The sequence below is a fragment of the Streptomyces hainanensis genome, from assembly GCF_004348415.1.
In the GTDB taxonomy this organism is placed as follows: Bacteria; Actinomycetota; Actinomycetes; order Streptomycetales; family Streptomycetaceae; genus Streptomyces; species Streptomyces hainanensis.
Window position 1 is genome coordinate 1 of the sequence record NZ_SMKI01000226.1, and the last position, 12485, is coordinate 12485.

Sequence of the window (12485 nt, forward strand, 5' to 3'; positions counted from 1 at the left end):
GCGCCCGCCCCCGAAGCGGAGCGCCCCCGCGTCGTGCCGGGGCCGCGCACGCCGGGGGAGGGGCCCGCCGACGGCCGCGACGGCGACTACCAGACCGAGCAGTTCGCCTTCGTCGAGGACGAGAACACCGACTCCGAAGACGTCATCGACTGGCTGAAGTTCTCCGAGAGCCGCACCGAGCGCCGCGAGGAGGCCAAGCGCCGCGGCCGCAGCCGGCGCCGGCTGCTGGTCGTCGCGCTGGTGCTCGCCCTGCTCGGCGGCGTCGGCTTCCTCTACGCCACCGACCGGCTGCCGTTCCTCTCCGACGCCGACCCGGCCACCGAGACCGCGACCGGCGCCCAGGTCAGGGACGTCGTCGTGGTCCACCTGCGGCCGCTCGACTCGGACCAGACCTCCACCGTGCTGCTGGTCGGCAACGAGACCACCGAGGCCGGCACCACGCTGCTGCTGCCCAACGAGCTCACCGTCACCCCGGACGGCGGCACCACCACCCTCGGCCAGGCGGTCGCCGGCGAGGGCGCGGCCTCCGTCCGCGAGGCCGTCGGCGGCCTGCTCGGCGCCGACATCCAGGGCACCTGGCGCCTCGACACCCCGTACCTGGAGACCCTGGTCGAGCTGGTCGGCGGCATCACCCTGACCACCGACGCCGAGGTGCCGGGCGAGGACGGCGAGGACCCCCTGGTGCCGCGCGGCGAGGACGTGACGCTGGCCGGCCGGGCCGCCGTCGCCTACGCCACCCTGCGGGGCGAGGACGAGCCGGGCAGCGCCCAGCTGGCCCGCTTCGGCCAGGTGCTCCAGGCCGTGCTCGAGGAACTGCCGGCCGACGAGGCGGGCGCCACCCGGGTGGTCGAGGGCCTGAACCAGATCGTCGACCCCTCGCTCCGCGAGGACCAGCTCGGCAACCTCCTCGCCCGACTGGCCGGCTACGCGCAGGCCGACGCCTACCAGACCACCCAGCTGCCGGTGGAGACCGACGGCACGATCAGCGACGAGACCGCCGACGGCGTGGTCGCCGACGTGCTCGGCGGCACCGTGAGCAACGCCGACCCGAACGCCACGCCGCGGATCGGCGTCCGGGACGCGAGCGGCGTCCAGGGCACCGCCGAGGCCGCCAGGATCGCCCTGGTCAACGGCGGCTTCACGGTGATCGACAGCCGTTCGGCCGCCGAGACCGAGCCGGCCTCCCAGGTCACCTACACCGACGCGGAGGACCAGCAGACGGCCCTGGAGGCGGCCAGGACCCTCGGCCTGCCCGAGGACGTCGTCACTCAGGGTGAGGGCGGCGGAAATGCCGATGTGACGATCGTCCTGGGCGAGGATTATGAGGGGTGACCGGGCCGGTCGACCGCACCGGCCGACCGTCCGCGGGGCACCGTCAGCACGCCATGAGACCCTGGACGGGTGACGACGCCCGTCCAGGGGGCGCCTGCCCCCGAGCCGAGGAGACCGCAGCACCAGTGACCGCCACGGACCGCGCCACCGAGTTGGTCGAGGCCGCCGCCCAGGCCGCCGCCGACAAGCTCGCGCACGACATCATCGCCTACGACGTCAGCGACGTCCTCGCCATCACCGACGCCTTCCTGCTGGCCTCCGCGCCCAGCGACCGGCAGGTCAGATCCATCGTCGACGGGATCGAGGAGGCGCTGCAGAACGACCTCGGCGTCAAGCCGGTGCGCCGTGAGGGCGAGCGCGAGGGCCGCTGGGTCCTGCTGGACTACGTCGACATCGTGGTGCACGTGCAGCACGCGGAGGAGCGCGTCTTCTACGCCCTGGAGCGGCTCTGGAAGGACTGCCCGGTGATCGGGCTGCCGGAGGACGCCACGGCGACCCGGGGCAGGGCCGTCGAGCACGCCAGGGAGAACGAGGCCGCCGAGGCCGCCGGGAGCGGCGCCCAGGGCGGTGAGCTCCGCTGAGCACGGCCCCGGGCACCAACCACAACCGGCGGATCGTGCTCTGGCGCCACGGCCAGACCGCCTGGAACCTGGAGCACCGCTTCCAGGGCACGATGGACATCGCCCTGACCGAGGTCGGCCGCGCCCAGGCCAGGCACGCCGCCGGGCTGCTCGCCTCGCTCGCGCCGCACGCCATCGTCTCCTCCGACCTCCAGCGCACGGTCGACACGGCCGCCGAGCTGGCCGCCGTCACCGGGCTTCCCGTCAGCCACGACGAGGGCCTCCGGGAGAGCTACGCCGGCGCCTGGCAGGGCCTCACCCACGAGGAGATCCGCGCCCGCTTCGGCGAGCAGTACGCGGCGTGGAAGCGCGGCGAGCCGGTGCGGCGCGGCGGCGGCGAGCTGGAGACCGAGGTGGCCGACCGGGCCGCGCCCGTCGTCGAGCGCGCCGCCGACAAGCTGCCGCCGGGCGGCGTCCTCGTCGTGGTCAGCCACGGCGGCACCATCCGCACCACCATCGGCCGCCTGATCGGGCTCACCCCGCCCAGCTGGGAGGCGCTCGGCGGCCTCTCGAACTGCTGCTGGTCGGTGCTCGGCGAGAGCGTCCGCGGCTGGCGGCTGCTGGAGCACAACGCCGGCTCCCTCCCCGAGCCCGTCCTGGGCGACGACGTCTGACCCCCCGGTCAGACGTCGCCACCAGCGAGGCGCAGCCGCTCCACGGCGGCCCGGCTCGCCTCGTCCCCCGGCACGTAGACCACCATCCGGGCCTCCGGCATCCCGTGCACCGAGAGCGACTGCGAACGCATCCGCAGCTCGCCGACCGCACGGTGCCGGAACGTCTTGACGGCCGGCCCCGGCGGCACCACGTCGCCGCTCGCCCACATCGCGGCGAACTCCGGGCTCGCCCGGGACAGTTCGCTCAGGAACCGCTCCCAGGACGGCTCGCCGACGTGGTTGCCGTAGGCGCCGCGCAGCGTGGCCACCATGGCCTTCAGCTCCGTATCGCGGAACACCAGCGGGCAGTCCCACGGCAGTTCGGTGAACAGCTGCCACAGGGCGTTGCCGCCCGCCGCCCGGTCCGAGAAGAAGATCGCGCGGTAGGCGGCGTTGGTCCCCAGCACGTCGTAGCGGCTGTTGTAGACCACCGCCGGCAGCGGACCGAGGGTGTCGAGCACCAACTGCACGTCCGGGCCCACCGCGGCGGTGTCCGGTGTCGGATCCGGCGTCCAGGCCACCTCGGCGAGCCGGAACAGGTGCTCCCGCTCGGCGGCGTCCAACCGCAGCGTCCGGGAGACGGCGTTCAGCACCTGCGCGCTCGCGTTGATCGGCCGCCCCTGCTCCAGCCACGTGTACCAGGTGACCCCCACCCCGGCCAGCTGCGCGACCTCCTCGCGCCGCAGACCCGGCGTCCGCCGCCGAACCCCGGGCGCCATGCCGACCTCGGCGGGCGTGATCCTGGCCCGCCGGCTGCGCAGGAACCTGGCCAGTTCCGGCCGGCGCCGCGTCGTCGCCATGATCGTCATGCCTCCAGGCTGCCACCGCGCCCGACCCGTTGCCAGGAGTCTGCCGGTACCAGTATCAGCGGGCTCTCGTTACCCGTACCGGACCGGCGGCAGGGTCCTGCCATGACCACGCTCGCCGCGACCAGGACCCGCCCGGGTCTGCTCCTCACCATCGTCCTCACCGCCCAGTTCATGGCGCTCCTCGACGTCTTCATCGTCAACGTGGCCGCGCCCACCATCCAAGGCGAACTCCACGCCACCGGCGGCGAGTTGCAGCTCATCATCGCCGGATACACCATCGCCTACGCGGTGTTGCTGATCACCGGGGCCCGGCTCGGCGGCCGGTACGGCCCCGGGCGGCTCTTCCTCGTCGGCCTGGCGGTCTTCACCGCCGCCTCGCTCGCCTGCGGCCTGGCCGGCGGCATCGGCACCCTCGTCGCCGCCCGCTTCGTCCAGGGCACCGGCGCGGCCCTGATGCTGCCGCAGGTGCTCAGCCTCATCCAGCGCACCTTCACCGGCCGGTCCAGGGTCAGGGCGCTGACCGGCTTCGCCGCCGTGCTGGCCACCGGCGCCGCCGCCGGCCAGATCGCCGGCGGGGTGCTGGTGAGCGCCGACCTGTTCGGCTGGAGCTGGCGGTCGGTCTTCCTGGTCAACGTGCCCATCGGCGTCGCCCTGCTCGTCCTCGCCGCCCGCGGCCTCCCCCTGGAGCGCCCGAACTCGGCCGAGCGCGCCAGGGGCCTCGACCCGGCCGGCCTGCTGACGCTGACCGCCGCCGTCACCCTCACCACCGTGCCGCTGGTGCTCGGGCAGGAGAACGACTGGCCCGCCTGGTGCTGGCTGTCGTTCGCCGCCGCGGCCGCGCTCCTCGCCGTCCTCCTCCGCCACGAGTCCCGCCTCGCCGCCGGCGGCGGCGAACCGCTGATCGCCCCGCGGGTGCTGACCAGCCCCGGCATGCCGCTCGCCACCCTCCGGATCTTCCTGTCCATGACCATCAACGGCGGCAACCTCTTCGTCCTCTCGCTGCACGTCCAGGCCCCCGAGGCGATCGGCGGCCTCGGCTACGGGGCGCTCCGCGCCGGCCTGGTCTTCCTGCCGACCGCCCTGGCCTTCGGCGCCGTCTCGCTGCTCTGGCGCCGCGTCCCGGCCCACCGGCAGCCCGTGCTGCCCGCCGCCGGGCTGCTGCTCTCCTGCGCCACCGCGCTGGCCGGCGGACTCCTGCTCCGCGACGGCGGTGACATCGACGTCCCGACCCTCACCGTCCTGGCCCTCGGCGGCGCCGGCCTGGCCCTCGCCTACAGCCCCACCCTGACCGCCGCCCTCGCCCGCGTCCGTCCCGAGGACGCGGCCGACGCCAGCGGCATCACGATGATGACCACCCAACTCGGCATGCTCACCGGCGTCGCCGCGGTCGGCACCCTCTACCTCGACCGCCTCGACCTGTGGCCGCCGATGGTCGCCCTCGCCGCCGTGGCGGCGACGGCCGCGGCCGCGGGGGCGGTTGCCCGCGGGGTCGGGAGGGTAAAGAGGCGTTGATCGTCGTGTATCGATCCCGTCTCCGTGGCCATCAGGTGGGATCACCGGCTTAACCGTCCGCAGGGGCCGTGGCAGAATCGGATCCAAGCCGGGGTGGGGATGTCCATGTGGGCACGGCCCGCGACCGAGGGTGGAGCTGATCACTCATGGGTGCACACAGCAGAAAATGCGACTGGTGTGGAGCCGGCACCCCGATCGTTCGGGACCTCCAGCCGATCAACGCCTCGTACCAGTACTGGTGCGTCGAGTGCGCCCGCGCGCTGATCATCAAGGGCGACCCCATCGAGGTCTACCGCGAACTGGAGGGCGAACCGATCTACGGCCGCCTCCTCGACGAGCACTGCGCGCTCAAGCGCTTCTACTCCTTCGCCAGCGTCTGACCCCGCCCCCCAGCCCTCCCGGGCGCCCGCCGAAACCGATTTGGCAATCCACCGGGGAGGGTGTGTAAAGTAGGCATCGCCGCCGAGGGGGAAGCCCGAAAGGGAAGAAACCGAGGCGGACCAGGCAAGGGGCTATAGCTCAGTTGGTAGAGCGCTTGCATGGCATGCAAGAGGTCAGGAGTTCAATTCTCCTTAGCTCCACAGGTCAGAGGCCCCCTCCCGTCAGGGAGGGGGCCTCTTGCGTGACTAACTGAGTGACCAGTGTCCTCATCTCGGATCCCCGTGCCCGTTGCGCGGCATTCGGGCGTCAACGTCTCGCGGTTGTTGCCTCGTCGAACTGCCTTCTGCCTCTCCTCGCCGGCCCGGTATGCGCCTGGCCCGGTCGGTTCAGCCCTGGAAGATGCGGTCCATGGTCAGCGCTCCGGTCTGGATGACGGGGCGGATCCGCTTGCGGTAGACCTTCTCGGTGGTCTCGGTGGTCTCGGTGGTCTCGGAGCTGGAGTGGCCCACGAGCCGGGCGATCTCCTCGACGGGGACGTCGTGGTCGGACAGCGGCGACACGAAGCTGTGCCGCAGCTCCCCCGGCGTCCACTCGGCGGGGTTGATGCCGTCGACCCTGGCGGATGGCCCGGCGGAATGCTCGCCGGACGTTGGCGGTGTCCAGGACCGTGCCGACGTCGGAGGCGAAGACGAAGACGAAGACGAAGAAGCACCGATCCGATGCACAGCAGTGGGCAGCGCTCGCGTGGTTCCTGGCCGCCTCCCGCACCTGACCGATGTCGTCGGGCCGAACGGCTCGGGGCAGCTCGCGCGGGGCGATCCGGGGCAGGACTTCGTCGATCGTGGTTTGGTCGAGTGCGGCGAGGCCGCCGACGGCGAGGAAGGCCCGACGTCCCACCGGCGACTGCTCCTCGTGCGGTGAGGCAGCAAGCACATCCGCCGTGCCGGCCGTCCGCCACCGCAGAACCGAGAAGTAGGAACATTTGCCTGTGACAGAGGCTCATGCGGCCCGGCCGTGGAAGGGTGGCCTCATGTTGATCCGAAAGGGCGATGCCGCGTAGGCGTCCCAAGGCCGTCCGTGCAGAGCGGTGGCGGCCACGATGGCAGTGTCCGGTCCTGAGGGTCCACGGTGTCTCCGCGCGGACTCGTGCGGCGATCCGCCGGGTCGAAGACCAACAAGGGATGCGGCCCAATGCGGTCTGTCATGCCCTGTCTCGTATCGAGTCGGCTTTCAGGCAGCCCGGCCGGTACCTGGATGTCTCCGTGTTCTGGTCGCCCGGGATAAACGATGCCCGTGATGACCTGGAGTGGGCGATGCTGCACCTTCCTCCCGGAGCCAAACGGGACTTGGGCCGACTGATCACGCGCATCGATGACGAACTAGAGCGCCGTACCTTGCCGGAACCCAACAACATCCAGTTGGCGACGTTCAGCTGGTGGTGGACCAGAATGCGTGAACGCTGACGGGCCCCGGCTCGTGTCCTTCCCCTGCAATCGAACGACACCGTCACCCTCCGCAACGGCTCCCCAAGATCTGTGCCAGAACCGAGTTTTGACGGCGGTGGGGGCTTGCCAGGACTGCATCGGGGTGTTCCGCGGTGAAAGGTCCTGGTCATGCCGCAGAGGTCGAAGGTCGAACTGTACGCGGCGATCCGGCGGGATCACCGGTCCGGCGTGACGATGCGGGAGTTGGAGCGCAGGTACAACGTCGGGGGGCGGACGGTGGGCAAGGCGGTGGACTCGGCCTGGCCGGAGCCGCGCATGCCGCTGCCGCCGCGGCCGTCAGGCGCTGGATCCGTACAAGGCGGTGATCGACGGGATCCTGCGGGCGGACGTGGATGCGCCGCGCAAGCAGCGGCATACGGTGACCCGGATCTTCCACCGGCTGGTCGAGGAACACGGCGCGAACGTGTCGTATCCGGTGGTCAGGCGCTACGTCGCTGATCGGAAGCCGCGGATCGCGGTGGAGGCGGGCAAGGTGCCCATCGAGGCGTTCGTCGCGCAGACCCACCCGCCCGGCATGGAGGCGGAAGTCGACTTCGGTGACGTGGTCGTACGGCTCGCCGCCCTCAGCTCTTCCGCTCGCTCAGGACGCAGAACTCGTTGCCCTCCGGGTCGAGGAGGGTCACCCAGTGCTGCTTGTCCTGCACGGTGTCGGCGCGCCGGGCTCCGAGGGAGAGCAGCCGGGCGACCTCGGCCTGCTGGTCGTTGGGGCGGAAGTCGGGGTGGAGCCGGTTCTTCGACGTCTTGCCCTCGGGGACAGGCACGAAGAGCAGGCCCGGCATCTTGTCCGGCTCAGGCCGGATCTCGATGATTTCCTCGGATTCGTCGACCACCACCCAGCCGAGAGCCTCGGCCCACCAGCGCCCGAGAGCGACGGGGTCAGCGGAGTCGACGATGATCTGTTCCCATTCCAGTGCCATGGGTCTGATCATAGACAGGACCGGCGGCCCACCCGTCCCTCCGCCGAGGGGCGAGCTGTCCCGCGCAGTGACGTCATTTCTCGTGAACAACCACGGGCACCGCCGACCCACCAGCCGCCTTCCGACCGACGAACAAACGCTGCCGCTTGAAGGGTTCTGGCTCAACTTCCGTGAAGGGGTGAACTGCGAGTGACGGCTGACGCTGGGCAGGGCTGGTTAGCCGTTCGGTGGCAGCATCCCGCGTGTGATGGCGAAGGCTGACGTCGCCGCGGCGAGTAGGGCGTTGATTCGGCCGATCACCCGGTCGACGCGGGGCGGGTCGTCGGCTGCCAGGGCCTCTTCCAGGTCGTCCGCGTGGTTGCGGGCGGCGTGGGCCTCCACGTCCCGCGCGGTCGTCGCGTCCGCGCGGAGCGCGGTCACGATCTCGCGGTAGGCGGGCACCTGTGGGGTCGCCTGATTCGCGGTGCCTACCTGCGCGGTCGCCCCGTCACTGTGCACGTTCACTCCGACGATGGACCCGCCGTGGGTGGCGTTGATGCTGACCTGGCCCTTCGCTTCGTCCATGAGACCCCTCCCGTAGACGTCGGCGCCCCGCGCGGTGGGCGCGTAGAGATGGCGGGAGCGCGGGTGTGCGGTTACCAGCCCCCGGTTGAGCAGCTCTCGAAGAATGATGCGAACGTCGGACTCGTTCCATCGCCGGGCGGTGAAGTACCCCTCCATCACGGCGTACCCCTGTGGACCGGCGGCGTCGCAGATCGCGGAGAACACCTCGCGAGCCCGCGCACGCACATCCCCCGGAGCCACCGTCGGCGGGGGGAGACCGGCGAGGTACCTGCGGTGGGCCCACGCCCGGTAGGCGTGCCAGGCTCGGCGGAACACATTGCCGAGCCCGAGGAATCCACCCACGACGAACCAGGCCAGCCCTAACATCACCGCCGACACCGTGATGCTGAACCACATGTCGCCCCCAAGGCCAGACGCCGACGCAGTGGTGACAGGTGCCCTGTTCCCACGCGCCGTAATTCATCACGCTCTCGCAGCTCACATGGTTCGGCAACGGGGTGAGAAAGTCACCGCGTCACGGAAGTTGAGCCAGAACCGCTTGAAGTGAACAAAGCCACCCACGTACAGCGCCTCGTCGACGTTCCATGTGTTCAGCAGCGCGAGCGGGACAACCGCTGTGTCTCACCTGGAGGGGGTCAGTACGCGTGCCCGGCCAGGAGCGTCGACACCTCTTGCACGACGTGCAAAAGACTTGCGGCACACGAGAGTTGATCACTGCCGAGCTGCTCAGCGCGGTGTTCTTGAGGTGTCGCCCCGACCGGCGGGGCACAGCCCAACGGAGGCATCATGACGACTGCGACGGCGCTCCCGGCCACCAGGCCGACGACCCTCTCGTTCCGCTCCGCGCGGGAAGTGGTCCCGACCGTGTTGTGGGAGAAGCAGGTCGCGCTGCTCCAGCGCGACTACCCCTACGACTCGGTGATGGCCGCCCGTGTCCTGGACCAGGGCTACGCCTACCTGCTGACGACGATGGCCCACCGCGGCGAGAAGCTGGGGCTTGCACCCAGCACGCTGGTCGACATCGGCGTGCACACCATCATCCTCGACACCGTGGCGTACGCGGAGTTGTGCGACCGCTTCAATGACGGGTACTTCCTGCACCACGTGCCCCTGGTCGAGTACAAGGACGATGGCTCCGTGATGAGGACGGCCCAGCGGATCGCCGCCGACGGCTGGGAGATCGACCTCCCGCTGTGGGCCGACGCCGCCAAGTGTGGCCCCTGCCACCCCGGCAACGACTCCCACTGAGCCGGTACCAGCCGGTACAACTCGGGGCTCCGGCCGACCGGCCGGAGCCCTCCGGCGCTCACCCGGGGTGAGTTTCCGTAGAACCTGCCCGCGGACGCGTGGTGTCGGTCAGGATGAGGCGGGTGACCACCAGCACCCCGGACCTCTGGCACCACTACGGCCGCACCCGCGCCACCACCGACCGCGCCGTCCCCGAGACGTTCCATTGGGACTGGAGCCAGAGCGGCGGACCCGGTGCCGAGGTCCTGGGCGACCTGACCGGCCTACGGGTCGCCGACCTGGGTGCCGGAGCCGGACGACACGCCGCCCACCTGGCGACCCACCAACGACCTGAGCGCGTCGACGCGATCGACGCCTCAGCCGCGCAACACGCGATCGCCACCGGCCTCTACGGCCACCTCACCCCCCGACTCCGACTCGTCCAAGCCGACGTCGTGACCCACCTGCGCTCGGCGCCGAACGGCTACGACATGCTGTACAGCGTCTTCGGCGCTCTCGACTTCACCGACCCGCAGCACCTGCTGCCGGCGGCGGCCGCTGCGCTGCGCCCGGGCGGTCGGCTGGCCTTCGCAACCCTCGCCCACTACCTGGGCGGCGAACCCGCCGAGACCGACGTCACCCACGCCGACATCCCCGCCAAGCGCTCCGACGGGCAGCCCACCACCATGCGCCGCTGGGTCCTCCAAGAACAGGTGTGGACCAAACTCCTCAGCGAAGCCAGATTGACCGACATCACCACCGACCTGCTCCCCGCCCTCAGCGAAGGACCACGAACCGCCGACACGCTGCTCGTCACCGCCTCCCGCCGAACCTGATGCCCGGCAGTGGAATGAGCACGGGGTGTCCTCACGTAGTGAGGATGCCAATCCCTCGCAGGGGCGGTGAGGACCCGGCTGATGGCCGGCAGCTGCGGACGCGTCTACCGCATGTTGGTACCCCCGCCGGTGCAGGGACGACGCCTTCGTCCCGAAAAGCTCGACCGCGACCGCGGGACGATCCCCGCCGGTGCGGGGACGACACTTGTTGACCTGCGGTGATGTGAGACGGAGGGGCTCATTTCATTCAGTCGGATGTCGACGCGGGCGTCCCAAGGTCTAGTTGTGACGCCGAGCCAGCCCAGTCGAACGATGATGGCTTCGAGCGTGGCCCCAGAGAGATGCTACGTGGCCTCGACGCTGCCGTGCCCGAGGTCTACCGGGGAGCGGGGTGAGTGACTATCTGAGTGACAACGGGCGCGAACCGCTGTGGACGGCGGTGGATGTCAGGGGATGGTTCGCGCAGGTCAGACGGCTGATCCGGCCTGCCCCGCCGGGGGTTGGATTGCATGGCATGCAAGAGGTCAGGAGTTCAATTCTCCTTAGCTCTACAGGTCAGGCCCCCTCCCGTCAGGGAGGGGGCCTCTGCGTGCCCATCTGAGTGCCTATGGATCCCGATCCGTGCTCAGGCCCCGAAGATTCGGTCCATCGCCCGCGCTCCCGTCTGGATGACCGGGCGGATCTGTTTCCGTGGGAACTTCTCCGTGGTGGCCGTGGCCGGGTGCCCGACGTGCTTGGCGATCTCCTCGACGGGGACGTCGTGGTCGGAGAGCTGCGACACGAAGCTGTGCCGCAGCTCCGTGTCCCTTCTGCTGGTGCGCATGCTGTCGTGGAGCTCGGGTTCGCTGCGGTGCCCGCGAAGGGCCCCGCATGCACTGGGTGTTAAGGAACTCCGCGCTCCTGGCTGACGACCTGCGGCGGTGGTTGGCAGCACAGTGGTAACGCATCGATCCGACATCGGGAGGGATACCGCATGAGCATGCGACACCGTCTCGGGGCGGCCGCCACCGCCCTCGCCGCGGCGGTCGGCGGCGTGGCCGCCGCGACGCCGGCGTCCGCCACCATCACCGGCTGCACCTATGAGCTGGTGACGGGCAGCGGCGGGCACGAGGGCGCGGCCGTCACCTGCTACGGCGACGGCACCACGCGATTCCAGGCCGCCATCACCTGCAAGCGGTACGACAACGGGTACGAGTACCGGCACGACGGCCCCCAGCCTGGGCCGACCCAAGCGGGAAGACGTCCACCGTCTGGTGCGATCTCGGCGCGTGGGTGTACCACGTGGCGTACGTTGACCTGGGGTGACAGCCAGCGGCGGGGAATGAACCGCCGGCTACGCGCCGTTCCGACGCCCGACGCCGACCTGGGGCCGGCCACCATCGCCGCCTACCACCACGTCTCCCTGCGGACACCGCACCAGCTGTTCCAGGACCGGCCGGGGACAGTCACCAGTCGCCGCAACGATCCGCCGCGGACGCCTGGAGCACTGCCGTGCCGACCTCGCTGATCCACAGCTGCGCACCGGGCGATCGGGGAGAGCGCCCTCGCGCACGCACAGCTAGTTCGCGGTCAACTGCGTGGTGCCATGATGCGGAGAAACGGGGGAAACCCGGCCGCGACTCCGTATGCACCCCCCTGCGCACCCTGTTGGTCGCATCACCAAGCACACGTGACAGAAGAGGTGTTGCAAGATGCGTAAGCGACTTGGGCTGCTGAGTGGGGCCCTCGTACTGTCCCTCGCAGCCGCCGGTACCGCCACCGCCGCATCGCCGGCCACGCGTGCCGCAGCCGCGTCCGAAACCGCGCAGGTGCAACCCGCTGCCCTGGTGCGGGTCTACGTGGGATACGGGAGCATCTGGCAGTGCGCGGCCACGGGATGGCAGTACGTGGCTTCCGGCCAGGCAGTCGATTTCGACTGCGTGGGGTACGCGCCCTACATGGCCATGCTCTACATCTACGTGTACGTGTAGGTCGGCCGAATTGGCGATCGGGGCGGAACAGCCCGGGAACTGCGAGGGCCCTGGCTACCACGCGGTGGCCAGGGCAGTCCGCGGCACGAGCGCCGGCAGGTCCCCGGCGTCCGGCGGGTGCCGGATGCCATGTCCGAGCTTGTGTGGCGGGTGGCGGGT

At 70.7% G+C, this 12485-nt stretch carries 14 protein-coding genes, 1 tRNA gene and 1 pseudogene; 11 read left to right on the forward strand and 5 right to left on the reverse strand.

Annotation, left to right across the window (positions count from 1 at the left end; all coding sequences use genetic code 11):
• The 3 genes from E1283_RS20645 to E1283_RS20655 form a co-directional block, all read left to right on the forward strand.
• The coding region (locus E1283_RS20645) for an LCP family protein (protein ID WP_132819591.1) at positions 1-1332 on the forward strand (1332 nt) is incomplete at its 5' end.
• A 125-nt stretch (positions 1333-1457) separates the two neighbouring features.
• Entirely contained in the window at positions 1458-1913 is a 456-nt protein-coding gene (rsfS, locus tag E1283_RS20650) for a ribosome silencing factor (protein ID WP_132819592.1), read from the forward strand.
• A 35-nt stretch (positions 1914-1948) separates the two neighbouring features.
• Complete coding sequence (locus E1283_RS20655) at positions 1949-2566, forward strand: histidine phosphatase family protein (RefSeq protein ID WP_207930473.1); 618 nt, start codon at positions 1949-1951, stop codon at positions 2564-2566.
• 8 nt (positions 2567-2574) lie between these two features.
• On the opposite strand, the gene E1283_RS20660 is transcribed toward E1283_RS20655, so the two are convergent.
• A complete protein-coding gene (locus tag E1283_RS20660) occupies positions 2575-3414 on the reverse strand; it encodes a helix-turn-helix transcriptional regulator (protein ID WP_132819594.1) in 840 nt (279 codons plus the stop codon).
• 102 nt (positions 3415-3516) lie between these two features.
• Here E1283_RS20660 and E1283_RS20665 point away from each other — a divergent pair, with 102 nt between their 5' ends.
• The 3 genes from E1283_RS20665 (at position 3517) to E1283_RS20675 (ending at position 5507) form a co-directional block, all read left to right on the forward strand.
• The gene (locus E1283_RS20665; RefSeq protein ID WP_132819595.1) at positions 3517-4926 is read left to right on the forward strand and encodes an MFS transporter; all 1410 of its coding nucleotides are present in this window, start codon (positions 3517-3519) and stop codon (positions 4924-4926) included.
• A 146-nt stretch (positions 4927-5072) separates the two neighbouring features.
• Positions 5073-5306 (forward strand): hypothetical protein, encoded by a 234-nt coding sequence (locus tag E1283_RS20670; protein WP_132819596.1) that lies wholly within the window; start codon positions 5073-5075, stop codon positions 5304-5306.
• A gap of 128 nt (positions 5307-5434) precedes the next feature.
• Positions 5435-5507: transfer RNA gene (locus tag E1283_RS20675), tRNA-Ala, on the forward strand.
• A gap of 186 nt (positions 5508-5693) precedes the next feature.
• Here the strand turns inward: E1283_RS20675 and E1283_RS39920 are convergent.
• Positions 5694-5867 carry a hypothetical protein gene (locus E1283_RS39920; RefSeq protein ID WP_425086205.1) on the reverse strand — a complete coding sequence of 58 codons (174 nt, stop codon included), beginning with the start codon at positions 5865-5867 and terminating at the stop codon, positions 5694-5696.
• 43 nt (positions 5868-5910) lie between these two features.
• Here E1283_RS39920 and E1283_RS39925 point away from each other — a divergent pair, with 43 nt between their 5' ends.
• Positions 5911-6228, forward strand: a complete 318-nt coding sequence (locus E1283_RS39925; RefSeq protein WP_425086206.1) for a hypothetical protein — start codon at positions 5911-5913, stop codon at positions 6226-6228.
• A gap of 1147 nt (positions 6229-7375) precedes the next feature.
• Here the strand turns inward: E1283_RS39925 and E1283_RS20695 are convergent.
• On the reverse strand, positions 7376-7729 hold the full coding sequence (locus E1283_RS20695; protein WP_207930474.1) for a VOC family protein: 354 nt from the start codon (positions 7727-7729) through the stop codon (positions 7376-7378).
• Between the two features lie 216 nt (positions 7730-7945).
• A complete protein-coding gene (locus E1283_RS20700) occupies positions 7946-8689 on the reverse strand; it encodes a hypothetical protein (RefSeq protein WP_132819599.1) in 744 nt (247 codons plus the stop codon).
• Between the two features lie 390 nt (positions 8690-9079).
• Between E1283_RS20700 and E1283_RS20705 the strand changes: the two genes are divergently transcribed.
• Both E1283_RS20705 and E1283_RS20710 read left to right on the forward strand, forming a co-directional pair.
• Complete coding sequence (locus tag E1283_RS20705) at positions 9080-9541, forward strand: glycine-rich domain-containing protein (RefSeq protein WP_132819600.1); 462 nt, start codon at positions 9080-9082, stop codon at positions 9539-9541.
• A gap of 122 nt (positions 9542-9663) precedes the next feature.
• Entirely contained in the window at positions 9664-10356 is a 693-nt protein-coding gene (locus tag E1283_RS20710) for a class I SAM-dependent methyltransferase (protein WP_243744981.1), read from the forward strand.
• Between the two features lie 625 nt (positions 10357-10981).
• Here E1283_RS20710 and E1283_RS20715 read toward each other — a convergent pair.
• Positions 10982-11155: pseudogene (locus tag E1283_RS20715) on the reverse strand (site-specific integrase); the annotation flags it as partial.
• 174 nt (positions 11156-11329) lie between these two features.
• Here E1283_RS20715 and E1283_RS39930 point away from each other — a divergent pair.
• Positions 11330-11863: a hypothetical protein gene (locus E1283_RS39930; RefSeq protein WP_132819602.1), complete on the forward strand. Its 534-nt coding sequence runs from the start codon at positions 11330-11332 to the stop codon at positions 11861-11863.
• 184 nt (positions 11864-12047) lie between these two features.
• On the forward strand, positions 12048-12326 hold the full coding sequence (locus E1283_RS20725) for a hypothetical protein (RefSeq protein WP_132819603.1): 279 nt from the start codon (positions 12048-12050) through the stop codon (positions 12324-12326).
• The last annotated feature ends 159 nt before the right edge of the window (positions 12327-12485 follow it).